The organism is Paenibacillus cucumis (ex Kampfer et al. 2016) (genome assembly GCF_019748695.1).
Taxonomy (GTDB): Bacteria; Bacillota; Bacilli; order Paenibacillales; family Paenibacillaceae; genus Paenibacillus; species Paenibacillus polysaccharolyticus.
In genome coordinates this window covers 1-24,903 of the sequence record NZ_JACLIC010000039.1, presented here as the reverse complement: position 1 = coordinate 24,903, position 24,903 = coordinate 1, and the positions used below count along the sequence as shown (strand labels likewise).

Sequence of the window (24,903 nt, the reverse complement as noted above, 5' to 3'; positions counted from 1 at the left end):
AAGGCTTAAGTGAAAATGAACATATAGAAGATGGAGTGAGAAGGGTTGAAAAATAAAGGAACGATTTATATTCTGGCACTGGCTGTGTTTCTAATCGGCACCATTGAATACATTATCACCGGAATTATTGAGATGATGGCCGCCGATCTTGGCGTATCTACGGCGGAAGCGGGCTTGCTTGTCACGGTATTTGCTCTTGCAGCAGCTATTGTTGCACCTATTTTGATCGCCGTAACCATTAATGCTGACCGAAGGAAACTATTGCTCCTAACCTTTGGGGTATTTATTGCCAGCAATGGCATCATGATGTTGAATCTCTCGTATGAGGCGATGATCTGGATACGTATCATTCAGGGAGCGAGCGGTGGCATGACAACGGTCGTTGCGATGGCGGCAGCAACAAGGCTTGTGGAGAATGAAAAGCGTGGTAATGCGATTGGAATTATTCTAATGGGATTAAGCAGCTCACTTGTGCTTGGTGTGCCGATCGGTACATTTTTCAGTGAAATGTTTGGCTGGAGAATGTTATTTATTGTCATAGGTCTGCTCAGTGTTATTCCATTTTTGATTATCTATCAAAAGGTTCCTTCCATCCGCGAGCAAGAGAAGGTAACCGTGAACATGCAGCTCTCGTTGCTGAAAAATAAATCGATTATAATCGCATTGATGATGTCACTGTTATATGTGGGCGGTTACGCAACTTTGTTCACGTATATTACGCCGTTTTTGCAAACGACTTCGTCCCTTACCATGACCGAAATTAGCCTGATCTTGTTTTTGGCAGGGATCTGTAGTTTTATGGGTTCCAAATTGGGCGGACAACTGGCGGATGCCAGAGGATCGAAGTTCACCATTTTTCTTGGGTTGGTGTTGCAAGGTCTGACGCTTCTGTTATTTGCTGTGACGGGTGCACATCTGATCTTGCTGATCCTGGTTCTGATGATATTTATGTTGGCTACATGGAGCATCTCTCCTGCCCAGCAATTATATCTGGTGACGTTAGCCCCTCGTAGTCCGGACATTGCGCTAAGTTTGAATACGTCATTTATCCAATTCGGCTTTGCACTGGGTTCCGGGTTGGGCGGGATTGTGATCAGCCGTTCATCGGTTCTGGCATTGAATTGGGCAGGCTTTGTTGCGGTAGGTTTAGCCGTTTTATTAGCAGTACTACAGTTTGGGGGAGCAAGCAAGAGGAAAAGATTAGCGACTTCTGGACAGGAGATCAATACGCAGTGAGTTGCGGTGAAGTATCAAAAATTGGTCAGACAAAGTCAGAAGGTCAGATTTAGTCAAAATAAATGATACAACGATCTATGTTAATGTATTTAACCAAAATCGCAGATTATTGCCTTAAATCGCATTTTATCGGCTTTGAACCATCGTAGCATCATGAATACAATAATAGATGTAAGCAACAACAAACCCAACCACATTTAAGGAGATGATGTTCATGTTTGATCTGATTCCATTTCGCAGAAGAAATGATGACCCGTTCGGACAGATGCTGAAATCCTTCCATGACATGGTTGACACTTCATTCCTCTCTTCGTTTGGAAGCAGTATGCAACCATTCCGTACCGACATTCGTGAGGAAAACGGCAAATATCTGGTCGAAGCCGAATTGCCTGGCTTTGCCAAAGAAGACATTGATATTCAGGTGCAAGGCAATGAACTCGTCATTCGCGCCAAACGTAATGAACTGGTTGAGCAAAAGGACGACGATAATCGAATGATTCGTCAAGAACGTCGTGCCGGGGAATTTGTCCGCCGTTTCTACGTGGATCATATTGACGAAGAGAATATCAAGGCACGGCTGGAAAATGGTGTGCTGAAGCTGGATATTCCGAAACGTCCAGATGATGAACAGACACGCAGACGTATTCAGATTGACTGATGAAGGCATAAGCATAGTCATTCTTAGGAATGCAAGATAGGATTTAAGACGTAAAATGAAATGCAAAAGGTATGCAAAAGGACTTAACATCAGAGAACTGATGTTAAGTCCTTTTTATGTAATACATGTTTCATGTTCCGCAGGCAGGAACGAATTCCCTTGAGACGATTGGTGGAGCAAGTACATGAAAGGAGTCTGTTCCTGAACAGGAATGCTGGTTTTATTTTTCAGCAGCGGCTTGCATAAGCGCATAAATTTTACGCGTCGTATTAACGTTTCTAACCGTCATGTACGAATAAATCTTCGAGCTTGCAAGTTTATTCATGCCGCTCCGTGTTGCTTCCTCTCGACCAACTGAATACAGGAGCGCACCAGGTACATAAATAAGCTCGCCTACACCGGGTTTCAGAGGCAGCTTCTCCAGAATATCGACATCGTTAATTTCCTCCCACAAAAAGAAAACATCACTTTTGGCCTGATCATCATTGGTCCAACCGGAAGGCAGTGCCTGCATGACAGATGTGATCTCATCCATGTCACGCACGAGAACTTTAATCTGTAAGCCAAAATCCGCAGCAATGGCCTGTTCCAGAATTGCAGATATTTCAGCATGGGCATCGCTTCGTACCTGATCATCGGCAAAGATGATATTGCCAGAATTGATGTAAGTCACTACCTCTTGCATACCAGCCTGTTCAAACGTTTCTTTCAGCTGTTTCATCCCGATTTTGTTATTGCCGCCCACATTAATACCCCGTAGCAAAGCAACGTAGATCATGTATACATCCCCCAACCACTTGAAAATTTTTAAAAATGAAAAACGCTACTGACATACTGTTGGCAAGAGAGGGTCTTTATAATCAAGATACATATCAAGCAAGCGAGGTTATGTATAAGATCTTAGCAATCTTTGATTAACCCAATATAAAGGAGGACGTTATTCATATGTCAGTCATTGGACCCGATTTCATTTCACTTCAGGTGACCAATCTTGAAAGCTCGGCAACATTTTATCAAAATCATCTTGGTCTGGTCCGTTCACAAGCTGGACCGCCTCATGCAGTCGTTTTTGAAACAAAGCCCATCGCGTTTGCTCTTCGTGATCTTATGCCAGGAGTAAAACTTGGTGCAGACACGCAGCCTGGGCTTGGTGTCGCTCTGTGGCTGCATGCCCCTGATGCACAAGCCATCCACGACAAGCTTCTCGCAGCAGGTGTAAGAATTACATCCGCGCCAATCGACGGACCATTCGGGCGCACCTTCACATTTGCTGACCCCGATGGTTATTTAATCACTCTTCACAGTAAAGCCTGATATACGACTCCCCAAGTGGAACACAGCTAAATTGTAAAGCTGTTACTGTAAGGGGAGTTTTTTTAGTTCCTTATTGTCTATAAAACCATCCCAATTCTCTTCCTCATTCTCATATACTTCATAAAGATAGATACTCGATAAGGTGTTTTGTATGTACTTCTCCGAGCAGTTCCCTTAATTTTGGCTGCACCTGGACAAGATATTCAGGTTTGGTTTCGTAAGTTTCTTCGTCCTTCACTTCTCCTGAAAATGAACACGCGCTTTCAATCAGGATGGCAAGCGCGGTAAAAAAGTCGGCTAGGGAATCCGCAACTCGTTTTGGTTCTCCACCCTCAAAGGCAGCGTAGACAGGAGAATGGGAAGCTTCTACGTCAACGATGATCGGATCATCATTCACATTGGCAATGACAATATGATTGGGTGACCAAGAATCGGATTCCTTGTAAGGTTCCTGCATACCGACCCAGCGAAATCCCAGCTGCTGACGATGCAGATGCTCGGGAGCGACGAAAAAGAGCAGAGCGGCATCGCCGATTTCGACAGCTGCGCTTTTCATTTTCAATGTTCCTTCGGCTTGAGCGTCTACCATCTCGTAGTGACTGTAGAGGTACTCAAGCTCCGGCGAAAGGGAAATACGCTTGTCCACTTCTGGCTGAACTGGAAGCACCCGAGGGCGAAGATCGTGATTTTGAAAAAGCCCGTAGGTTTCATTATATAAGTCTTGTTGTTCTACGAAACGGGTTAAGGCCGCATTCAGTGATTGCATGATATGCCTTCCTCCTAATCAGTTTGTTATGACTCATGTAATAGTTACGAAGGGGGAATGCTTTAGCTTTGGATGCCAGACCAGAACACATTCCAGGTAATAGCCATCGCTTGCTCATATGATTGCCTTGTCTCGTACACGAGCTGTATATCAAGACCGTCCATCAGAGTGACAAAAGCTAGCGTTGCTTCTTCCGGGCTCAGACGAATCCCCTCATGACTTGCGAACAAAGCGGTTACTTCTTTTTTTAAGGTGCCGAGATATGTCCGGTATTGAGCCAAAACAAAATCATTCACTTCTAGCGGCGCCATAAAGGACAGAATGTACATAAAGGCTACATTGGGCTGAGTAAGGAAGCGATTTTTATGTTCGAGCAAAAAGGCATATAATCTCTGCTCCAGCGTATCTCCTGCAGTGGAAATTCCCAAGAAATCTTGTACAAACTGTTGCTCCTCTTGCACAACTTCCTCATATACTTCCAGCAACAAGTCCTTTTTGGAAGAATAATGATAAGCCAGTGATTGTTTGCGGATACCGGCTTCTTCGGCAATCTGTGCCATCTTGGTCCCTTCATAACCAAAACGATTAAAATGCTGAATCGCAATCTCTTTAATTCGTTTTTTACTCAATGTGTACCCCCAGTGATCGGTCTTCGAACTGCTTCTGCTTTAGAGCGTATACCGAATATAACAAGATGTATATCACTAAAACAGCGATAGAGATAGTATACACTACCGTGTAGGAGAATGCAGATGCCACCAGACCCAGAACCAAAGAGCCGCCGCCGATGCCGAGGTCAAAAAAATTAAAGAATGAAGCCATCGCATTCTCATGCTCATGTTCTTCCACGAGATTGACACACCATGTTTGGATGGCGGGGAAAATGGCACCAAACCCAAAACCGTACAGTGCGCCAGCAATCAGAAAATGGATCTGGTTCTGTGAGAGGATCAGAACGAGGAGCCCGGCGATCGCGAAAAGTGCCGAAGGAAGAAGTACAGACCCTGGACCTAGGCGATCAAACATAGTTCCTGAGAATAGTCTGACGACAAAGCTGGCAATCGCCACAATAAAGAAAAACCAGGCAATATTGCTGAACCCCTTCTCCGCAGCAAACAAAGCGACAAAAGACATGATCGAACCGGCCGCAACGCCAACCATCAGGATGAGCAATGAAGGAAATAATACCTTTTTCTCAATAAGTTTTACGGAAGTGGCAGGATGAACGGAAGATTTGTCCTCAGACTCCCTCTGAGAGTTTCTGGATACAAAAACGGTCATCAGAAGTGCCAATAACAAGATACACATTCCGCCCAAGAACAGGCTCTGGTAGTTGTATTGAAGGAGCAGGCTTGTTCCAATCAATGGACCAACAGATATAGCGACGGTTTCTCCAACTCCGAAATATCCCATGCCTTCCCCACGTAGGCTTTTCGGAATGTTTTCCGTAGCAATTGTTGCAAAATAAGTCGTTGCCAGACCAAAACCGAATCCGTGGATTACACGTAGTACAAGAATTATTCCTATACCTGACGAGAGGTAGTATGCGCCAGTAGCTAATGCACAGATGGCGATGCCAATAATCAAGAGGTACTTTTTGTCCATCTTTGTTGCCAAAACGGAAGTGAAAGGTCGAACTAATATGGCTGAAAACATAAAAATGCCGGTTACAAGCCCGATCTTTGAAGCATTTCCTCCCAAGCTGGAAACGAATAAAGGTAAGGTGGGGAGCAACATTTCAAAGGCCATAAACAAAAGTGCATTGGCCAGCATGATAAAGATAAACGATTTTCCCCAAAGTTTCTGCGGTGATATGTCTGATGTTAGGGTGTTCATGATATTCCTCCAAAATATGTTCTAATATCGCGCGATATGATGGTTGATTTTATCTGACGATAGTCAGGTTGTAAAGGTGTTTTTTCAATTTGAAACAACTATTTCATATTTAACAGAGTAAAAATATTAACATTTTTAACCCTAATTCCAACATTTTCCGATATAATACTCTGATAAATTAAAATTATAATCTCTCTGAGAGGTGAGTGAGATGACGGTTGATGTCCTTGTACGCAACAATGTAAATGTACTTGGTACAGGCAGTCAGACGATTATGTTTGCGCACGGCTTTGGGTGTGATCAGGATATGTGGCGACATATTGTGCCTGCTTTTTTTGAACAGTACCGGGTTGTTCTCTTTGATTATGTAGGCTCCGGGGAGTCCCAAATTAACTATTATGATGCGCTTAAATATAATGATCTTCATGGCTATGCCCAGGATGTACTTGAGATTATGGAAGTGCTGGAACTTCGGGATGTCATCTTTGTCGGGCATTCCGTCAGCAGTATGATTGGTATGCTTGCCTCCATTCAGGCACCACATTTCTTCAAAAATATCGTTATGCTGGGGCCTTCTCCGCGTTATTTGAATGATCTGCCCCATTATTATGGTGGATTTGAGCGGCGTGATATTGATGAATTGCTGGAGATGATGCAATTGAATTTTATAGGCTGGGCGAGTTATTTGGCACCTATTGTGATGCAGAACCCGGAACGCAAGCATCTAACGGAAGAGTTGGAAAAGAGCTTTTGCTCCCGTGATCCGCACATCGCCCGGCAATTTGCCGAAGTTACATTCCTGTCTGATTGCCGGATCGAACTGGATCTGGTGTCGGTGCCTACCTTGATTCTGCAGTGCTCAGATGATAGTATCGCTCCTGTAGAAGTGGGAGATTATTTGCATTCCCATCTGAAGAACAGCAGGCTCACTCAGATGAATGCCAGAGGACATTACCCTCATCTGAGTGAACCCGGCGAGACGATTCGATTAATTAAAGATTATCTGGCTAGTGCATAACGTATAGAGGAAAGGCTGTTTTTATGGACATTCAATTAGATACTGCACCTTGTGGATATTTTTCAATATCGGATTCGGGCGTCATTATGTCGGTAAATCAAACGTTACTGGACATGATTGGGCGTGAACGGGATGAATTGATGGGCAAACATATTGAATCCGTGATGTCCGTCACCAATAAAGTGTTTTTTCATACGTATTTCTATCCGTATATTCAGTTGTATGGTCATGTGGACGAGATGTATTTTTCCTTTCGCAATCGCGAGCGGGAAGACGTCCCGGTGTTGCTCAACGGGGTGCGTCAGATGCGGGACGGGCAACATATAGTGGACTGTGTAGTCGTCATTATGCGTAAACGGATTGAGCATGAAAAGGACATTTTAAATACCAAGACCAAGCTGCAGGAGTTATATCAGGCAACACAAGAGGCGAACCAAGAGCTGGAGCGTCTGCATGAAGAATACAAAATCAAAGAGCAGGCGCTGATTAAAGTCAATGAACAATTGGAATTGATGGCGTCTACGGACTTGCTGACAGGTCTCAAGAACCGTCGGTTTTTCCAGGAAAAAATGGCTCATCATCTATCTCTTTATCATGAGGAACAGCGTGAATTCTCCCTGCTTGTGATGGATATTGACCACTTCAAAAGCATTAACGACACCTACGGACATCCTATCGGTGATCTGGTACTGGGTAACTTGGCTACTCTATTACTATCCATTTCGCGTGAGGTCGATGTGGTGGCACGTTACGGTGGTGAGGAGTTTGTGATCATTCTGGCAAATTGCGGAGAGGAACAAGCCATCAGCATCGCAGAACGATATCGGTCACAAGTAGCTTCTGCGGATTGGGGGGAATATCACGTTACGGTGAGCATTGGCGCGGCAACGATCTCGGCAGCAGATACGGAGCTGTCTGTGTTTCAAAAGGCAGATGATGCACTCTATGCATCCAAGACGGGCGGGCGAAATCGGGTAACCCATGCCGCTAGTTTGGTCCGGCGTTAAGCCGGGCTAAGCATCATAAAAACGGATCAGCAGGCAGAGAATCTTTGCTTACTTGATCCGTTTATTTATTGGTATAGACGATGGTTAGAAAAGGAAGACAACGTCTATCTCGGGGCCAGATAGCCGTAAGCTTTGGCTGGAGAGCCTGTTCGCAGGCGATAATCTCCCTTTGAGCTGTTCACAAACGCTGGATTGACGTAGCGTGAGTGTGTGTCATTGCCTGTTCCTTGTTGGTACGCTGTAACACCGGAATAGCTTTTATTTTTCCAAACCCAAAGGGCCTCCTGCGCCTCGCCGTTAACGTAATAAAGGTTGTGGTCGAACACATTGCCTGTATTGCTTGTGTACTCGTTGTAGATCAACACGTCTGAGCTTCCAGCGGCAACAATATTACGGGTGAAGGTGTTATTTTGGGTATGTGACTGGATCAGGAGCTGTCCATTGCCTGCGTTTAACGTATCATTGTGTGCGAGTGTATTGTACATGATCTGGCTGTTTTCCGTTGCGCCCCGCTCTTCGTCATAACCTCCTATAGCAATACCGGTTAGTCGATTGGCATAGATCAGGTTATCACGAACGGTGATGTTGCTGGTGGAACGACCGGCGTGCTCCGAAGCTATCTCGATTCCGATATCATTCCGGTATACTTTGTTGCGATCGATGATAAGATGGGTGCCGCCGTCTACATAGATCGCTCCGGCCGAATTACTTTTATTCGGAAGTGGAAGCCCGTAAGATGGATTGCGGGTTGATGTGATGTTGTAGATGGTGTTGCCGCGAACGATGCCGTTTCTCGCCCGATCATACGTGTCATCCTCTGAAATGCCCTCATATCCAATCAGATCAATACCGATGTTGTCCGTATCATGGATGGTATTGTTTATAATGGCGAAGGTGTCAACATTGCCGTTAACCGCAAGTGATTCGCTGGAACCTAACACGAGGTCATATAATTCGTTATCTTTAATGATGATATCGCGTAGGGCCTGTGGATGCTCTGTGCCATAGATGGCGATTCCGTGTGCATCTCTGCCTTGCAGTTCATCGCCTTTTGGCGTTGCCCGGCTAGCTATGGCATGAATTTGGTTGCCGAGAAGCTGCACGTTCTCCCCTGCTCCATGTACATAAATGCCGACAGGGACTTGTCCCGTCTGAGTGGTGGAGAAGCCACGAATCTCCAGATTTGAGATCGTAACATGGCTGACATTGTCCAGTTCGACCATGCCTTCGACGCCGCGTACAGATAACCTCTTGCCATCGAGAATCGCTTTCTCTCCAGGATAACTTGAGATTAGCGTAGGTTTGCTTGAAGAAAGCCCGCTACGGGTTATTTTGACTTTCTGGGGGTAGACGCCTTGGCGCAGATAGATCGTACTACCGAGAGAAGCATGATCCGCTGCATACTGAATCGTCTTCCACGGAGAATGGATGGTTCCAGGATTCTTATCGTTTCCCTGTGGTGAAATATAATAGATGGTCTGATTATTCGTTTCGGTTTGGACATCTGGTTGTTGAGGAATAGAGAAGGCTCGATCCTGGCAGCCCGAAGATGTGAACAACGTGAGGATTAGAGCAGGGAGCAGGATGAAACGAAACAAGGATATTCCTCCTTTAATTACAATCTGAAAGCTAATTATATCAGATTTGAATGGTAGAATAAGCCATGATATGCTTGGAAAAGTCATAAAATGGAGAGGAGTTGTGGAATGATGAATAATCTGTCTGCTGATGAATTAATGGATCAGGAGAATCATGCTTGGCCGGAGCTTAAAGCGCTTATGGATCAGGGGGGAAATACATATACCTATGTTCCGGCAAAGCCGGAGACGGGCAAGAATGCGTTGCACCAGCTCCAAGTGAGCACGCGTTCCTATCTGGGGGCTGTCGCCTATGAGACGGAGGGCATGGTGGTGGATCATGGATGGATTACGTTGCTGGGTGCAGGCGGTGAGAGTGTATATGGCAGTCTGGCCAGCTGGAATGGCTTGAGTGCTGAACCTGCTGTAGAGGCATTGCCAGGCATGATGGTCGTGGCCTATGATGTGGCTGGAGGTTTTTTTGCTCTGGATACCGGGAAGTTCGATGGCTCGGGACAGATTTATTATTTTGCACCGGATGCCTTGGAGTGGGAATCAACAGAGCTCTCGTTCTCCGAGTTTATGACTTGGCTGGCTGAGGGTGATCTGCAATTATTTTACGAAACGTTTCGCTGGAAAGGCTGGCAGGAAGATATGGCGCAACTGGACAAAGGCCAAGTGTTTGCTTATTTTCCTCCGCTCTGGACGAAGGAAGGTAGCGGAAAGAAAAGCAGCAAAGCGCCAGTTGATATTGCTGAAGCTTGGAAAGCGGCACTTGAAGCGAAAAACTGATCAAGCTTAGAGAGGGCGAATAGGGATGAATGACCAGAATGATCGTGCAAGTGTGATGCGTATTCAGTCTCATTATGGTATTGTTTTTCCACAGGACTATCTGGACTTTATTCAGCTACACGGCGATGCTTCCTTTGATCTGATACAGGGCACAGAGACGGAAGATTGGGACATTCGTTTTCATGTACTGGATGATCAGTTTATTGCCAATAATGTTGCGTTGGTGGATGAAGTCAATCCTGATCCGCGGCGAATTATTCCGATTGCGTGGAGTGTCAGCAGCGGCAACAACTACTTGCTCGATTATCGGGAGAACAAAGTGTTCCCTTCTGTACTGGTGATGGAGCATGAACTGGCGATGGTGCGTGAAGATGCGGAGAGTGAAGCCGAGACGATGGAAGAGGCACAGCAGTTGATGGAGGAAAATGTGAAGCTGCTTGTTGCTCATTTCCAGTCATTTGCGGCCCTTCTCCAGTTACGGTCATCACAAGCGTAGGGTTTGTATTGGAGAAAGCAAAAGAAGCAAAAGGCTCGCAAACAGGTGCGAGCCTTTTTTACATAAGTTGAACTTGTAATTTTAGCGGTACACTCCGACGACAGGAGCACGCTACATTAGCGACCCGAGGGTACAGAGGTTAAATCACGATTCGAAACTGAAGTAGCTTTACTATGCCATAACGTCAGTCCAAGCGAAATGAGACATACGACCAGCAGGCAGCCGTATACTACATGATAAGCTTCTTGTAGCGTTACTCCGGGTATGGCGTGCAGAAGCAAACCACACACGGCGACAGACACCGAACCACCAAAGAACTGGATCAGCTGCAACAAGCCCATGCCAGAACCAATCTGGTTTCTAGGCAGTACACGTGAAGCTTCGTTATTCAGGGAGGCCATGGAGGCTGATAGTGCTGGCGAGAAGAACACGTAACCGCCTGTAATGATCAGGGCAGACTGGTCAAGTCCAAGCATAAACAACACCAGAACTGCCGCCAGCATACACTGCCCGATCAGCATAAACCGCATATTGCCATACCGATCTATCCAGCGCCCGACATAACGGGTACAAAATGCCGAGATGATCGCTCCGGGGGCAATGAGCAAACCTATGGCAAGGGCAGAACGATGATACAGGTCCGCAAGCACTAACGGCATAAGGAACAGATTTCCGAGATTAACCACGAGTACGCAGAACCCAATGATAATAAGCCTGGTGAAACCCGGTGTCCGAAATACCTGTGGGTTCACAAAAGGCAACCTTGCTTTGCGAATATAAAGAATATGAGTAGCCAGAGAGACTATGCCGATGACAAGCCATATCCATGACCGCTGTGTGATGGCTACCAGCAAGGTGGTTGCATTAACAATGGTGAGTAGTGCGCCTGTAAGGTCAAATGGCTGTTCTTTGTTCACGGTCTCCCGTGGTAAAAAATAGAGCAATACCGGCAGGGCCAGTAGCACCAGCACCGTAATCGCAAACAATCCGTTCCAGCCCATGTACTCGCTGATCAGTCCGCCAACAATGGGACCAAGACCAAAAGCCATTGCGCTACCTGATGAGATGAGAGCCAGAGCTGCACCACGTCGTTCCACCGGAATGTATCGGCTTGCAATGACCAGACCGAGTCCAGCCATAACTCCGGCCCCTGCAGATTGCAGAATACGTGTCGTGAGCAACAAAGCAAAGTTATGTGCGAACAAACCAAGCACGGACGAGCAACCGAGAATCAAGAGCCCAACGGTGACCAGCTTACGTACCGGAATTCGGTCAGACAAGCGGCTGTAAATTACGGTAGACAAGGCATATCCGATAGAATAACTGGAGATAACCCAGGAGCCCAGGTCAGAAGTGATCTGAAGATCACGGATAATGACAGGCAATGAAACATTAAACATGGTTGTGTTCATGACCACGATGAACAGACAACATGTCCAAAGTGGCATCACAATTTTTTCTTTCATGTAACCATTCCTGTCTTCTATAGAGTGTTGTATGATATGAAAAGACTTTGACATTAGTATTACATACGATGGAGACAAAACAATATTCTATTTTACACCTCCAATGTTAATATGGCAATAGTGTCATAGTTATTCGAGTGACTACATAACAGACGTAATCAGGTTTAAGAACAATTAGGATGAAGGAGATTAGTATTATGAAGCCAGAACTATTAGAGTCCCACAGTGTGTTCCCAACCCTTGATATGAGGAGAACGGCTGCATTTTATGAAGAAAAATTAAAATTTCGTGTCGTTGAATACTTGGATGTCGCAGAGCCGCATGTCTGTCTGTACCGTGATTCTACCGAGATTATTTTAACCCAAAGTAATGGACAAAAGGTGATTCCGAATAGAGAACTGTATGGCTACGGATATGATGCCTATTTCATTACGAAACAGCAGGAAGAACTCGAACAAGAGTTGATCGATGCGGGTGTAACGATTGTTCGTTCCTTCCATCATTCTGATTATAATAACAAAGAATTTGTGATCGAGGATATTGATGGACGATGGATTGCCTTTGGCTTCAAGCAGGGGTAGTAAAAGGTAATGGAATAGAAGCAAGAAGCAAGACCCGAGAAGCACCAAACAATCTATCTATGGTATGAAAAAATAACCCGGATAAACAAACAGGCGCCCTTCAAAAAAGGGCGCCTGTTTGTTTATCCAATCTATAAAAGCTTACAACGGTGTACAACGATACATCGTGTATCAACTAAGCCGCCGTGGTTTGTTTGCCGCGATTGCGAATCCATTTGATGACATCCATCAGGATAACCGCGCCGAGCGCAAGCCCACCTGCGATCAGGAGCTCATCCCAGCCGAAGGTGTCAGGAATGGCAAAGATGCTGCGAACACCCGGAATCAGTGTAATGCCATAGAGGCAGAGACAGACCACAATCGAACCAAGCACGAGCTTGTTGGTCAGGAAGCCAACCTGGAAGATGGTCTGGGTGTTGGAACGTGCCGCGAAGGTTTGCAGACTGCGCGCCAGGATCAGTGTAGTAAACGCCATCGCAACACTCATCTCTTCCGAGATACCGAGACCGATATATTGCGACACAATTACGGCAACGCCGATGAGCAACCCGCGGGTGATAACAGCCTGCAACGTTCCGCCTGCAAAAATGCCCTCGTTAATGTCACGCGGCTCGCGTCGCATCACATCCGGTTCAGCCTTCTCCGTGCCGAGCGCAATAGCCGGCAAGGAGTCGTTGACCAGGTTGATAAACAGCAGCTGTAGCGCTGTGAATGGATTGACCCAGCCGACAACCAGTGCGAAGAGGATGGCGATAATGGCGCCGAGGTTTCCGGCGAACAGATAGGCGATAGCCTTTTTAATATTATCAAATACCATCCGTCCAACGCTGACCGCATTCACAATGGATACAAAATTATCGTCAGTCAGGATCATCGCCGCCGCATCTTTGGCGACATCCGTTCCACTTCCCATGGCTACGCCGATATCGGCCTGTTTCAGTGCAGGAGCATCGTTGACGCCATCTCCGGTCATGGCTGCAACTTTACCTTTGCGCTGCCATGCACGCACGATCCGAATTTTATTTTCGGGGGATACCCGTGCATAGACGGAGATATGCTCCAGCTGCCCATCCAGCTCTTCATCCGTCATCTTATCCAGCTCGGCACCGGTGATCGCGAGATCATCTTTGTTTGCCAGTCCGATATCAATACCAATAGCCTGAGCTGTAGTTTTGTGGTCACCCGTGATCATAATGGTGCGAATGCCTGCTTTTTTCGACTCCTCAATCGAGCCATAAACCGCTTCACGCGGTGGATCAATCATGGCTGTCAGGCCGACTAATGTCAGTTCGGATTCGTCTTCGGGAGTGACCTCTTTTTTGTCATCGAAACGTTTGTAAGCGTAGGCTAGCACCCGGAAAGCGCGTTTGGAGAAGGCCTCATTTTTTTCTTCGAATTGAGTACGAATCTCAGGAGTCAACGGTTGTACTTCACCATGGATAAATACATGACTGCAGCGACTGAACAACACATCCGGGCCACCTTTGGTCAGCAAAGCAGTCTGTCCCTCAAAGGTATGCACCGTGCTCATGAGCTTGCGGTCCGAGTCAAACGGAAGCTCGGCTTCCCGTGGAAACTGATCCCGGATTTCGTTGTAATCCTTGTTCACGCTGTTGCTAAACGCAATGAGTGCAACTTCGGTGGGATCACCAAGCTCCTTGCCCTCCTGGTTGATGTTCGAATCATTGCAAAGTACGGCAATATGTAACAACCGACGTTCTTCTTCCGACCATTCGGCAGGATCATCGGGAAACTCGTCTTTTGTACCATGGGGAATGTAATAATCCACAACGGTCATTTTATTCTGAGTGAGTGTACCGGTTTTATCCGTGCAAATAATGCTGGCCGATCCCAACGCTTCCACCGCGGGCAATCTGCGAATAATCGCATGTTGCTTGGCCATCTTGCTGGTACCAAGAGAGAGTACAATGGTGACGATGGATGAGAGAGCTTCAGGTATGGCGGCCACAGCGACGGCTACAGCAAACATCAGCGCATTGATCAGCGATGGTCCGATATTTTCGGTGCCTTCTGTCAGCCACACCCGTCCTGCTTCAATGGCAAAAATAAGAATCGACAGCCCAAGAATGAAAAAGCCCAGTTTTTTGCTGAACGATTCCAGTTTGCGTTGCAGTGGTGTTTCCTTCGCCTCTGCATTTTCAATCAATTCAGCGATTTTACCGATTTCGGTTTTTAGTGCCGTATCTGTAATGACAATCGTGCCGCGACCATATACAACTAGCGATCCACTGAATGCCATGTTGCGCCGATCCCCAATTCCAGCCTCTTCCGGAATCACATCCGCATGTTTTTCTGCAGCTTCGGATTCCCCAGTCAACATGCCTTCGTTGATTTTGAGACTGCCGGATTCCAGAATACGCCCGTCTGCCGGTACGTAATCCCCTGCATCTAATAGAACGATATCACCTGGAACCAGTTCCCGTGCAGGAAGCGTCTGCTTCTGACCATCTCGAATGACCTTGGCCTCGGGGGCTGACATCTGGCGAAGGGCATCTAGTGAGCTTTCCGCTTTCTTGGTCTGCACCACGCTAATGATAGCGTTAAGCAGAATGACGAGAAAGATGATCAAGGATTCGATCAGATGCCCAAGCACAACTTGTACAGCAGCTGCGATGAGCAGCACGATGACCATCGGATCTTTAAAATTTTCAAGGAACAGTTTCCAGATCGGTGTTGCATCTTTTCCTTTTAACTCGTTATATCCTACGGATTCTAATCTCTTCGTTGCTTCGGATGTGGAAAGACCTCTCTCGGAACTTTGTAACTCCTGCAATACTTCGTCTGCACTGCGCCTGTAATGTTGCAATCGACCAGCTCCTCGGCATGTGATTTATATGTGTATTACCCGGATGGACAAAATCTAGAATCGCCAAGGGATGTTGTTTTTCAACATTTTATATGTAGTTTGACGATAAACTTGGGCGACATTAGTTGTCTATGTCATTATTCATATTTCCAGTGATACTTATGCGTAGAGACAGCATCACTGGAATGAAAGTTTTGATTTTAGATCGGACCTTGATGCCAGATCGATCTCGTTTCAAAGTGTGTCGTCATACTGGTAATTGGATGGATGATAGTCTGATATAAGTTTTAAAAGGGATAATATGGGTGTTAGTTTGAAAAACTGTGTGTAATATCACAATTGTCTGCCTCCAGCTCTGTTACGCTATTTCATAACAAGGAGTTAATTTGGTTTGGAGGGAATTAATATGTTTTGTTATCAATGTGAACAGACACCGAGTGGTGGATGTAAAGTAATTGGGGTATGTGGTAAAAACGAAACGATTGCCAGCTTGCAGGATACGATGATCTTTGCACTGAAAGGGATTGCGGCTTACGCAACACACGCACGGCAGCTTGGTTATACCGATCCTGAGGTGGATCGGATCACACACGAAGCTTTATATATGACGCTTACGAACTCAAACTTTAATCAGCAGGAACATTTAGAGATGGCGATGAAAGTCGGTAATGCTGCTATTCGAATCATGGATGTATTGGATCGTGCGCATACCGATCGATTTGGTATTCCACAGCCAATCACGGTGAGTCAAAATCAGATTGAAGGTCATTGTATCGTCGTGACGGGTCACAATCTGTACGCCCTCGAAGAATTACTGCGTCAGACAGAAGGCAAAGGCATCAACATCTACACGCATTCCGAAATGCTGCCTGCGCATGGTTATCCGGCATTAAAGAAATATGCTCATCTTAAAGGGAATATCGGTAAAGCCTGGTACGATCAACGCAGACTGTTTGAGGAATTCCCGGGTGCGATTCTGGCAACAACCAACTGCGTTATGCCGATCAAAGGCACATATGCCGATCGATTCTTCTCTTATGAAGTAGCTGGTCTCGAAGGAGTAACGAAAATTGAAGGCGAGAATTTCTCACCTCTTATTGAGCGAGCGTTGTCACTGCCAGTAGCGAACATCCAATCCGAGCAAGTATTAACGACAGGTTATCATCATGAGACCGTGATTGGACTTGCACCCGAGATTATCCAGGCCGTCAAAGACGGACATATCCGTCGTTTCTTTGTCATTGCAGGCTGTGACGCACCGGGTAAGGGCGGTAACTATTACCGTGAACTCGCTACGTCGCTACCGAATGATACGGTAATTCTCACTACCTCTTGCGGCAAGTTCCGTTTCAATGATGTGGATTACGGTACGGTGGGAGACACGGGCATTCCGCGCTATATCGACTTGGGTCAATGCAACAACTCCGGTTCAACTGTGAAAATCGCAATGGCTTTGGCCGACGCTTTTGGCTGCACGGTGAACGAGCTTCCTGTAAGCATCGTGCTGTCATGGTTTGAGCAAAAAGCGGTAGCAATTCTGCTTGGCCTGTTCAGCCTTGGCATTCAGGATATCCGGATTGGGCCTAAACCGCCTGAATTTATTTCAGAAGGTGTACTGGATGTGCTCGTAGACATGTTTGGTCTGAAACTGATCACAACAGCAGAAGAAGATATGAACGCAATGCTGGCTTTGTCTTAATTAAACCTAGCTATATGAGTTAGATTGGATAAAAGAGTCGTGCTTCCTGCACGGCTTTTTTTGACGTTGTGAACCAATTCCGGCATAGGATTGCACAGCGATTGCGATTCAGGTAGGATGAGTTCAAACGTTGGATGTGTGTATGGGGAGTATGACGAATAGAATAGTTGGATCAGGAATGGGCCTGCATGCGTGTAGCCTTTTTTCAGGAGTATGATCGTGAAAGGATAAGGATATGCCTCAGAATATGGAATGGATTGCTCAGTGGAGGTCAACCAAGGCATTAAACAATACATGGATATCCACCGGGGAGCGGCATTACTTTGCCAGTCACAGCCTGATATTTATTCTGGATGGCAAAGCGACATGGAGTATTAACGGCCAACGTGTTCACGCCTCCTTTGGAGAATTAATTGCGCTTGAAGAGAAATCGGTTCTGGAGGTCATTGACGGAGGAGATATGGATCTGGCAGGATGGCATGTTCAGTTCGATACTTACGCTGTATTTGAGGAAGGAAGAGAAGTAGAGAAGTACGATTGGCATGTACCCTCGGGGGAAGCCTATCAGAAAGTGCAACTTCCAGGGGGAAGTCTGGCTAGCATTATTCAGCATATGAGTGAAGAAAACACGGGTGAGGGGAGGGTGCCATGGGTTGGAAATCAGCACTTGTTATATGAGCTGTTGAATAATCTCTATCAGCAAAAGCGGGATAACGAACTGAGACCGGAAGATGGTATACTCCGTTCCGTCGATTATATGCGGGAGCATTATGATCAGGTGATTACGAGGGGACAGTTGGCGCAAATCGCAGGCATTACGCCGTGGCACTATTCCCGCAAATTCAGTGAGCAATATGGTAAGTCGCCCCTGGATTATCTGGCTCATTATCGGATCTATCGTGCTCAGGAAGAACTGTTATTAACTTCAGCCACCTCACAGGATATTGCTAAAAAGTCCGGGTTTGAGGATGCTCATTATTTCAGTCGTCGCTTCAAACAACTGACAGGGGAATCACCGAAACAATATAGACAACATTTGAAGCATCGTAGAATAGTAGTGCTTTCCCCAATCTGTGCAGAGATGATGATTCATCTGGGTGTTATTCCATATGCCGTTATGGTCACTGAGATCCTGTTGTCTCCACATCAACGTGAGCAATTTATCGTGCATGGGGTGAGACTGCTTGAGGTTACGCAATATGATATGGATCTGGAACTTGTAAGGCAAGTCCAACCAGAGATTATTGTGGGCAATAGTATGACAGAAGAGATTAAAAGAAAACTGCGCACAATTGCACCACTTTTGACAGGACTTCATCAGAACATAGAGCCTTTGCTCTATCAATTGGCAGCTTGGTTCCATAAGGAAGAAGAAGCCCAAGGAATTCAGTTACAATTGAAACAACAACTTAGCGTAGCACAACAGAAGTTGCAACCCATCATTCAATCCGCCTCGACAGTTATGCTGCTAAGGGTAGAAGCTTTTGGTTACCGTTATTTGGGTGGGCACTCATACGGAATATCACAGTTGATATATAATCAGCTCGGATTAGCAATTCCGCAAGCACTGGAACAAGGTACAGCCTGGTTCAATCCTTGCTCACTTGACTTGTTGGTAAAGGCCAATCCGGATTATCTGTTTGTTGAGAAACGAATGATGCAACATTTCAGTGCGGACGAGAATATGAGAAAACTGGTGGAGAGTTCTCAATGGAATGAACTGAAAGCGGTAAAAAACAAGCGGGTATTCTACATCGATACTCATCTATGGGTCGACGGTCATGGCATCACGGGCCAAAATTTGATTCTAAATCAGATGATCAGCAATCTGGTAGATACCGTATCAGAATGAGCACAATAATCCATCTGAATACGCACGATAAGCTATGGATGCAACACTTCTTATTTGATAGTATTTGATAATAATTATCATTATCAATACATATAAGGGGCGAAGCATAATGTTACGAAGTTTTAGAGGATTCGGTATCATGCTGGTGGTGATCTGCATTTTGCTGGCGGCATGTTCCAGCGGAACCAAAGAGGAGACAACAGCGGGTATATCAGGAACTCAGAGTGAGGAAGCAACAAGTACAACAAAAGTTGAACCGAATAACAGTGAAACCAAAGTGGTGAAGGATCAGTTTGGAGAGGTGACCATCCCTGCCCATCCTCAAAATCTGGTTGTGTTTGATTCGATCTATGCCGAGTATTTAATTGAGATGGGAGTTACACCACAGATCGTATTGTACACGCCAGAAGTCGAAGCGGAATATCGACCCGCCTATTTTAAAGAACACGGTGTTCAGACGATAGAAGTAGAACAATATCAATACAATTATGAGCAGTTGCTTGCATTATCTCCGGATATGATTCTTACAGCCGGCGAGGGTATGGAACAGGGCGTATACGACGAATTATCCAAAATCGCTCCGACTGTGGCACTGGATGCCAATAGTGAAATGGAGCGGGCGATGCCAAAATTAGCGGCCATCTTCGACAAGACTGAGGAATCTGCTAAGGTACTGGCCGAATTTGAAGAGAAGGCTGCACAGGCCAAAGATAAGATTGCAACTGCTCTGGGGGACAAGACGGTATTAGTTCTGCGTGTGGAGCACAATCGTTACCGTTTCATGGGTCCCAAAGGGGGAAGCAGCAGTGTCTTTTTCTATGAAACCCTCGGTTTAAACAGTCCGGAGGCCATTAAAGACTCTACAGATTGGTTCAGTCAGTTCTCTCTGGAATTTTTGCCTGAGTTGAATCCGGATTATATCTTCTTGGAAGACAGAACCCTCGTAGGTTATGACACGAAGAAATCCATGGAAGATCTGAAAGCAAGCCAGGTGTGGGCGAATCTGAAGGCAGTAAAGAATGATCATGTTTTCCCACTGAAAACCAGTGAATTTGTATCCGGTGTGGGCCCGATAGGTTCGGTTAAATTAATGGACTATGTTGTTGGAAAGTTGGTGCCTTAATGAATACAGAGAAGCAACTGGACATTTATGATATTACGATCGTAGGCGGTGGGCCTGCTGGAATGTACTCTGCATTCTACAGCGGAATGAGAGCCATGCGCACTAAAATCATTGAAGCCAAACAGGAACTCGGCGGATTTATGCGTACCTATCCAGAGAAGTTAATCTGGGATGTGGGGGGAATCGAGCCTATACGTTGTGAGAAGTTGATTGAATCATTGGAGGTACAAGCGAGAACATTCGACCCCACTATTGTATTCGGCCAACAGATTGATCAGATGCATCGGCGCGAAGATGGTGTATTCGTGCTGACAACCAAGACGGGAGAGCAACATTACACACGCACCATCCTGTTATGTGCAGGTCGGGGAATGACACAGGTTCAAAAGCTGGACATTGAGGGTGCGAACCGTTATGAACTAACCAATCTGCATTACACGGTTACAGACGTTTCCCGTTTTATCGGCAAACGGGTTCTGATCTCGGGAGGTGGCGATTCTGCCATTGATTGGGCCAATGAAATAGCCAAAATTGCGAATGAAGTGATTGTGGTACACCGGCGGCATGAGTTCACTGCACATGAAACGCCAGTCGCCCAGATGAAAGCTCATGCTCAGGTCTTTACGTCCTATGGGATATCTCATTTATACGGTTCGGGTGACCGGATAAACCGTGTTGAACTCAAACATATGGAGACTGGGGAATTGAAACAGCTGGGCATGGATGAAGTTATCGTGAGTCATGGGTATGATCGCGACTTCGGCAATCTTGTACAGTGGGGACTCGAACGTGAAGATTATGGGGTGAGCGTTGATGCGCGCATGCGTACCAGCATTCCAGGTGTGTTTGGAGCCGGTGACTTTATCACTTATGGAAGCAAAGTGCGACTGATCGCAGGAGCCTTTAACGATGCAGTGCTTGCAGTTAACAGTGCCAAGATGTATCTGGAACCTGCAGCATCCGATATGGCGGGTGTGTCTTCTCATAATGCCCGGTTCTTTGAGAAAAACAAAGCTATTACCAACAGATAGACAGGCCTATGTATCTGTCAGGACTAGGAGAGAGTGCGAGATTCATAGGATGAAAGTCAATATCCTTGCCAGCCACCCGAGAAGTTCTTGGTGTGGTTGGCAAGGTTTTTTTGTTATGTTTCAAGTTATATTGGCAAGTTAGATGCGGGATTGCAAGATTAGGCGAATCGCCTGTTTTATTGATTGGAATCAAGGAAAGGGAAATATTTTTCTGTCATTATGGAATTATAAATCATCCATGGGAGGTCGCAACGATGTTGGAATATACATTTGAGGATATGAGAAAGATGAATCGTGAAAAGCTGGGAAATATGGTGCCGCTGGAACTGTTCCGTACGATTCGGTTAATTGGATTAAATCAGGGTTTGCCGATGGGCGGCAAAGGTACCACACTTACCATTGGACGTAAAATTGGAGAGAATCTGCCTGTACATACGGTCGAGGAATTATTGCAAATGTTTGAAGAACTGCGGATTGGTATTCCTCGGGTAATAGAAAGAAATGAGCATAAGATCATTGTTGCCGTGGATGACTGTTTCTGTAAAGGACTGCCTACACTTGAAGATGAGCAAATGGTATGTGATCTGGAGGGGGCAATTCTCGAAGGGGCACTGACTAAGATGATGAAACGAAGAGTGACAGTAAAAGAAACCAAGTGTAACGTAAGCGGTCATGAACATTGCGAATACGAGATCAAGCTGTAAAAATAGGATAAATCAATCCCCTAAAGTTAAATGCGCGTACGATTTAAATCATCGTTACTCGCATTTTTTATTTTTCTTATAACAAAGTAAGCGTTCCACCGACTTATGTTGAGAAATCCTGATTTAATTCCTAACAACTATTTCAGTTATAGAAAAGGTGCATTTTTGTTGGAATTAGTTAATAGTTGTAATAAAATACATATTTTTGTTGAAGGTTCAGAACCTTTGACGAATGAAAGATTTCTTAAGATTAATAAATTATAATCATAAAAAGAAGGATTCAAAAGAGGAGAATCTGATAATGAATCAGCCTCAACTAGTTAAAGTAACAATTGAAAAGATGATAAGTAGGTATTCTAAAAACATAGAAAGATTAGTAAAAAGGTTTGTTTTTTCAAAAATGATATATGATAGATGGTTAGAAGAAGACCTAATACAAGAAGGTTATTTAGGGTTAATAGAAGCATTTGGAAAGTATGATTTTAGCAAAAGTGACGATTTTTTTTGGCGTTATGCTTACAAGTTTGTAAAAGGGAAAATAGTAGATTTCACAATAAAACACTTTAATCATGTCAAACCAAGTAAAAAGGTGAATAGCCTCATTACTCAAATAATTAACAGAAATCTGATAGGGAAGTCAGCTTATTTTATATCAGAAAGTTTGGAATGCTCATACAATATGGCGGTCAATGCATTACAATTTTTAATGATTAGACGTGTAACGTACTTGCATGAAAAAATTGTTTCAAGTAAGGAGCAGCTAGAAGAGAAATTAACCATTGACACGCTGGCTATAGAAATAGATCAAGACGTAATATTTCAAGTTGAAAGTCTGAACAGCTTTTCTAAGCATGAAAAGGAAATAGCAATTAAACTGATGGATGGTTACAGTAGAGAAAATATTATTGAGCATTGTGGAATTACTGCCCTGCAGTTGAAAGTGATTATTGATGGAATATTAGATAAATGCGGAGTTGCACACGAATATATTTCTGATAGGAATGAGGTTCTGCTTATGCAACTTTCAAAACTTCAAATGAACGGAGAACTTGAAGAAAGCGCCAAGGATAAAAAGTTTGAATGGGTGAGGATTGAATTAATTAGTGCGAGCTCAAAAAATCCTCGAAAGGATTTAACAGTTCATACTGAGCAATTACAGGATGTAATAGCATCAAAAGGTTGGGAGGAACCTGTGACCTGTTACAAGAAGGGAGATTTTTATATTTTGTTGGCAGGGCATCGAAGATGGTATGCTGCTAAGCAACTTGGTTATGACAAAATGCCGGTATTTATAGTAGACTCTCCTGAAACTTATGCAGAAGAAAAAGATCGTTTGGGGTCACTTCAGAGCGTTCAAGTGGATTGGACCCCATATGAAATTGCAAAAAATATACATGATCGATGGATTTATTCGGGAGGCATAAACTATAGTGAATTTTCTAAAAAGATAGGAATACCCAAATCAAAAATCGCAGCAAAAATTCGGGTGTTCAAGTATTATCCAAAAATTGAGATAGAAGACAAGTTAACAAATGGTATGTACTCAATCTCTATGCTTGATTACATCATAAGTTGGATTAAACGGCTAGTTCAATATCAACCTAAATTCGTTGATTCAATTAGTGAAGAGTATGTGAGACATCAAATGCTAGCGAAATACGAAAATAAATGCTTTAACAGCCAAATAGCAAACGACAGATACTTTGTGTTTAATGCCACAAGCGAAGAAATATTCTCTTTCCTCTCAGATACTACAAAAACATTGAAACAGTCAGAAATAGAATTGAAAATTAGTCGATCAAAAAAAAGCCGTGATCATAAAGAGATTTATAAAATGTTAGATGACTCAATGTCGTCAGTGAAGAAAATAGAATGGAAAGATCAGAAAGAAGCTATTCTTCTCATAGATGAATTGGACAGTCTCTTAAGTGAGATTAATGCACTGAGTAGAAAAATGAAAGGAAGGATTTAAAAGTGGATAATCGTTCTGATTTTATTATGGCGGACATAAAAAGTGTTTTTCCAAACCCTTTAAATCCTCGAACTGATAATACAATTAAGACTGACGAGATCCAACGTGTGATTAGGGAAAAAGGATGGGAAGTTCCAATTACGTGTTATCAAAAAGGAAATCAGTACATCATATTATCGGGGCATCGTAGGTGGTATGCAGCCAAGAAATTAATGCAGAAAGTAATTCCTGTTTATTTGGTAGCACCTCCAAAAAGTATAGAAGAAGAACAAGAGAGATTAGGTTCAGTCCAAGGGGGAAAGTCAGACTGGAGCGTTTATGAATGGGCAAAACATACGCATGATATGTGGATATATTGGGAAAAGTGCTCTTTTAGTGAACTAGCACGTAAGATGAATAAAAGTTGTACGTTTGTCTCTCATAGAGTAAAAGTATTCAATTATTATCAACATTCTGAAATTGAAGAAAACCTGAAAAATGGAAGATTTTCTATTTCGATTCTAGTGTATTTAATCAAATGGCTGGAAAATTTATCGAAATTAAAACCTGAAATTATAAAAGTACTTAAATTGGACGGTGTAAGAACAATAATGTTATCCAAAATTGAAAAAAAATTAGTGGGTATATTAGACCTTAAGAATGATTCGTTTATTTATAAGGCTAACACCGAACAGATAAAAACCTTTTTGTCTGATTCTAATATGAAGTTATCAGATGCACTTTTTAAAATTGATAGTAATAGTATTCGGTATAGAGGGAAAAGTAAATTGAAAACATATATTAACGACATAGATAATGCTAAGGATATCATTACAAGAATTGATTTATCCGGTATTGAATTTGAAACTACAAAACTAAAAGCAAAAGTTGATGAATATTACAATTTAGTCAGTGATCTTAAAGCTGATCTGAAATTATATACAAATAGTTAAAATATTTTAGAGACAA

At 44.2% G+C, this 24,903-nt stretch carries 22 protein-coding genes; 15 read left to right on the top strand and 7 right to left on the bottom strand.

Annotated elements, in window-relative coordinates; translation table 11 throughout:
• Positions 1-45: 45 nt before the first annotated feature.
• Positions 46-1,236 carry an MFS transporter gene (locus H7T88_RS21690; RefSeq protein ID WP_221790253.1) on the top strand — a complete coding sequence of 397 codons (1,191 nt, stop codon included), beginning with the start codon at positions 46-48 and terminating at the stop codon, positions 1,234-1,236.
• A gap of 214 nt (positions 1,237-1,450) precedes the next feature.
• Positions 1,451-1,894 carry an Hsp20/alpha crystallin family protein gene (locus tag H7T88_RS21685; RefSeq protein ID WP_154887840.1) on the top strand — a complete coding sequence of 148 codons (444 nt, stop codon included), beginning with the start codon at positions 1,451-1,453 and terminating at the stop codon, positions 1,892-1,894.
• A gap of 220 nt (positions 1,895-2,114) precedes the next feature.
• On the opposite strand, the gene H7T88_RS21680 is transcribed toward H7T88_RS21685, so the two are convergent.
• Positions 2,115-2,672 carry a DUF1697 domain-containing protein gene (locus H7T88_RS21680; protein ID WP_221790251.1) on the bottom strand — a complete coding sequence of 186 codons (558 nt, stop codon included), beginning with the start codon at positions 2,670-2,672 and terminating at the stop codon, positions 2,115-2,117.
• A gap of 167 nt (positions 2,673-2,839) precedes the next feature.
• Here H7T88_RS21680 and H7T88_RS21675 point away from each other — a divergent pair, with 167 nt between their 5' ends.
• Complete coding sequence (locus tag H7T88_RS21675) at positions 2,840-3,208, top strand: VOC family protein (RefSeq protein WP_154983275.1); 369 nt, start codon at positions 2,840-2,842, stop codon at positions 3,206-3,208.
• 118 nt (positions 3,209-3,326) lie between these two features.
• Here H7T88_RS21675 and H7T88_RS21670 read toward each other — a convergent pair whose 3' ends face one another.
• From H7T88_RS21670 to H7T88_RS21660, 3 genes are all read right to left on the bottom strand, one after another.
• Positions 3,327-3,974: a hypothetical protein gene (locus H7T88_RS21670; protein WP_221790249.1), complete on the bottom strand. Its 648-nt coding sequence runs from the start codon at positions 3,972-3,974 to the stop codon at positions 3,327-3,329.
• Between the two features lie 62 nt (positions 3,975-4,036).
• The gene (locus tag H7T88_RS21665) at positions 4,037-4,603 is read right to left on the bottom strand and encodes a TetR/AcrR family transcriptional regulator (RefSeq protein WP_154887848.1); all 567 of its coding nucleotides are present in this window, start codon (positions 4,601-4,603) and stop codon (positions 4,037-4,039) included.
• Complete coding sequence (locus H7T88_RS21660; RefSeq protein ID WP_221790247.1) at positions 4,596-5,810, bottom strand: MFS transporter; 1,215 nt, start codon at positions 5,808-5,810, stop codon at positions 4,596-4,598. The genes H7T88_RS21665 and H7T88_RS21660 overlap by 8 nt, the downstream gene beginning before the upstream one ends.
• 211 nt (positions 5,811-6,021) lie before the next feature.
• Between H7T88_RS21660 and H7T88_RS21655 the strand changes: the two genes are divergently transcribed.
• Positions 6,022-6,828, top strand: coding sequence for an alpha/beta fold hydrolase (locus tag H7T88_RS21655; protein ID WP_154957865.1), 807 nt, complete (start codon positions 6,022-6,024; stop codon positions 6,826-6,828).
• A gap of 23 nt (positions 6,829-6,851) precedes the next feature.
• Positions 6,852-7,835, top strand: coding sequence for a sensor domain-containing diguanylate cyclase (locus H7T88_RS21650; protein WP_221790245.1), 984 nt, complete (start codon positions 6,852-6,854; stop codon positions 7,833-7,835).
• 104 nt (positions 7,836-7,939) lie between these two features.
• Here H7T88_RS21650 and H7T88_RS21645 read toward each other — a convergent pair whose 3' ends face one another.
• Positions 7,940-9,433: a right-handed parallel beta-helix repeat-containing protein gene (locus H7T88_RS21645; protein WP_260511060.1), complete on the bottom strand. Its 1,494-nt coding sequence runs from the start codon at positions 9,431-9,433 to the stop codon at positions 7,940-7,942.
• 111 nt (positions 9,434-9,544) lie between these two features.
• Here H7T88_RS21645 and H7T88_RS21640 point away from each other — a divergent pair, with 111 nt between their 5' ends.
• Together H7T88_RS21640 and H7T88_RS21635 are read left to right on the top strand one after the other, a co-directional pair.
• Positions 9,545-10,204 carry a DUF2625 domain-containing protein gene (locus tag H7T88_RS21640; protein ID WP_154983423.1) on the top strand — a complete coding sequence of 220 codons (660 nt, stop codon included), beginning with the start codon at positions 9,545-9,547 and terminating at the stop codon, positions 10,202-10,204.
• A 25-nt stretch (positions 10,205-10,229) separates the two neighbouring features.
• Positions 10,230-10,700: an SMI1/KNR4 family protein gene (locus H7T88_RS21635; protein WP_221790243.1), complete on the top strand. Its 471-nt coding sequence runs from the start codon at positions 10,230-10,232 to the stop codon at positions 10,698-10,700.
• A gap of 116 nt (positions 10,701-10,816) precedes the next feature.
• Here H7T88_RS21635 and H7T88_RS21630 read toward each other — a convergent pair whose 3' ends face one another.
• On the bottom strand, positions 10,817-12,166 hold the full coding sequence (locus H7T88_RS21630; protein ID WP_221790241.1) for an MFS transporter: 1,350 nt from the start codon (positions 12,164-12,166) through the stop codon (positions 10,817-10,819).
• 197 nt (positions 12,167-12,363) lie between these two features.
• Here H7T88_RS21630 and H7T88_RS21625 point away from each other — a divergent pair, with 197 nt between their 5' ends.
• Positions 12,364-12,747: a VOC family protein gene (locus tag H7T88_RS21625; RefSeq protein WP_221790239.1), complete on the top strand. Its 384-nt coding sequence runs from the start codon at positions 12,364-12,366 to the stop codon at positions 12,745-12,747.
• A gap of 175 nt (positions 12,748-12,922) precedes the next feature.
• Here the strand turns inward: H7T88_RS21625 and H7T88_RS21620 are convergent, their stop codons facing one another.
• Positions 12,923-15,574: a cation-translocating P-type ATPase gene (locus H7T88_RS21620; protein ID WP_221790238.1), complete on the bottom strand. Its 2,652-nt coding sequence runs from the start codon at positions 15,572-15,574 to the stop codon at positions 12,923-12,925.
• Between the two features lie 406 nt (positions 15,575-15,980).
• Between H7T88_RS21620 and hcp the strand changes: the two genes are divergently transcribed.
• The 7 genes from hcp (at position 15,981) to H7T88_RS21585 (ending at position 24,887) form a co-directional block, all read left to right on the top strand.
• On the top strand, positions 15,981-17,273 hold the full coding sequence (hcp, locus tag H7T88_RS21615) for a hydroxylamine reductase (RefSeq protein ID WP_090915103.1): 1,293 nt from the start codon (positions 15,981-15,983) through the stop codon (positions 17,271-17,273).
• 235 nt (positions 17,274-17,508) lie between these two features.
• Positions 17,509-19,125: a helix-turn-helix domain-containing protein gene (locus H7T88_RS21610; protein WP_221790237.1), complete on the top strand. Its 1,617-nt coding sequence runs from the start codon at positions 17,509-17,511 to the stop codon at positions 19,123-19,125.
• A gap of 109 nt (positions 19,126-19,234) precedes the next feature.
• Positions 19,235-20,248, top strand: a complete 1,014-nt coding sequence (locus H7T88_RS21605; protein ID WP_221790236.1) for an ABC transporter substrate-binding protein — start codon at positions 19,235-19,237, stop codon at positions 20,246-20,248.
• Positions 20,248-21,279 carry an NAD(P)/FAD-dependent oxidoreductase gene (locus H7T88_RS21600; protein ID WP_221790235.1) on the top strand — a complete coding sequence of 344 codons (1,032 nt, stop codon included), beginning with the start codon at positions 20,248-20,250 and terminating at the stop codon, positions 21,277-21,279. Before H7T88_RS21605 ends, H7T88_RS21600 begins: the two co-directional genes overlap by 1 nt.
• Before the next feature lie 254 nt (positions 21,280-21,533).
• On the top strand, positions 21,534-21,983 hold the full coding sequence (locus tag H7T88_RS21595) for a V4R domain-containing protein (protein ID WP_221790234.1): 450 nt from the start codon (positions 21,534-21,536) through the stop codon (positions 21,981-21,983).
• 301 nt (positions 21,984-22,284) lie between these two features.
• Positions 22,285-23,955 carry a ParB N-terminal domain-containing protein gene (locus H7T88_RS21590; protein WP_221790233.1) on the top strand — a complete coding sequence of 557 codons (1,671 nt, stop codon included), beginning with the start codon at positions 22,285-22,287 and terminating at the stop codon, positions 23,953-23,955.
• Positions 23,956-23,957: 2 nt separating this feature from the next.
• A complete protein-coding gene (locus H7T88_RS21585; RefSeq protein ID WP_221790232.1) occupies positions 23,958-24,887 on the top strand; it encodes a ParB/RepB/Spo0J family partition protein in 930 nt (309 codons plus the stop codon).
• Positions 24,888-24,903 lie beyond the last annotated feature (16 nt).

Excerpts from the sequence above, each read along its gene's own strand:
- H7T88_RS21605 (WP_221790236.1), top strand. The coding sequence starts at position 19,235 with ATGTTACGAAGTTTTAGAGGATTCGGTATCATGCTGGTGGTGATCTGC.
- H7T88_RS21655 (WP_154957865.1), top strand. The coding sequence starts at position 6,022 with ATGACGGTTGATGTCCTTGTACGCAACAATGTAAATGTACTTGGTACA.
- H7T88_RS21635 (WP_221790243.1), top strand. The coding sequence starts at position 10,230 with ATGAATGACCAGAATGATCGTGCAAGTGTGATGCGTATTCAGTCTCAT.
- H7T88_RS21600 (WP_221790235.1), top strand. The coding sequence starts at position 20,248 with ATGAATACAGAGAAGCAACTGGACATTTATGATATTACGATCGTAGGC.
- H7T88_RS21630 (WP_221790241.1), bottom strand. The coding sequence starts at position 12,166 with ATGAAAGAAAAAATTGTGATGCCACTTTGGACATGTTGTCTGTTCATC.
- H7T88_RS21590 (WP_221790233.1), top strand. The coding sequence starts at position 22,285 with ATGAATCAGCCTCAACTAGTTAAAGTAACAATTGAAAAGATGATAAGT.
- H7T88_RS21675 (WP_154983275.1), top strand. The coding sequence starts at position 2,840 with ATGTCAGTCATTGGACCCGATTTCATTTCACTTCAGGTGACCAATCTT.
- H7T88_RS21640 (WP_154983423.1), top strand. The coding sequence starts at position 9,545 with ATGAATAATCTGTCTGCTGATGAATTAATGGATCAGGAGAATCATGCT.
- H7T88_RS21625 (WP_221790239.1), top strand. The coding sequence starts at position 12,364 with ATGAAGCCAGAACTATTAGAGTCCCACAGTGTGTTCCCAACCCTTGAT.
- hcp (WP_090915103.1), top strand. The coding sequence starts at position 15,981 with ATGTTTTGTTATCAATGTGAACAGACACCGAGTGGTGGATGTAAAGTA.
- H7T88_RS21595 (WP_221790234.1), top strand. The coding sequence starts at position 21,534 with ATGTTGGAATATACATTTGAGGATATGAGAAAGATGAATCGTGAAAAG.
- H7T88_RS21685 (WP_154887840.1), top strand. The coding sequence starts at position 1,451 with ATGTTTGATCTGATTCCATTTCGCAGAAGAAATGATGACCCGTTCGGA.
- H7T88_RS21680 (WP_221790251.1), bottom strand. The coding sequence starts at position 2,672 with ATGATCTACGTTGCTTTGCTACGGGGTATTAATGTGGGCGGCAATAAC.
- H7T88_RS21670 (WP_221790249.1), bottom strand. The coding sequence starts at position 3,974 with ATGCAATCACTGAATGCGGCCTTAACCCGTTTCGTAGAACAACAAGAC.
- H7T88_RS21650 (WP_221790245.1), top strand. The coding sequence starts at position 6,852 with ATGGACATTCAATTAGATACTGCACCTTGTGGATATTTTTCAATATCG.
- H7T88_RS21610 (WP_221790237.1), top strand. The coding sequence starts at position 17,509 with ATGCCTCAGAATATGGAATGGATTGCTCAGTGGAGGTCAACCAAGGCA.
- H7T88_RS21660 (WP_221790247.1), bottom strand. The coding sequence starts at position 5,810 with ATGAACACCCTAACATCAGACATATCACCGCAGAAACTTTGGGGAAAA.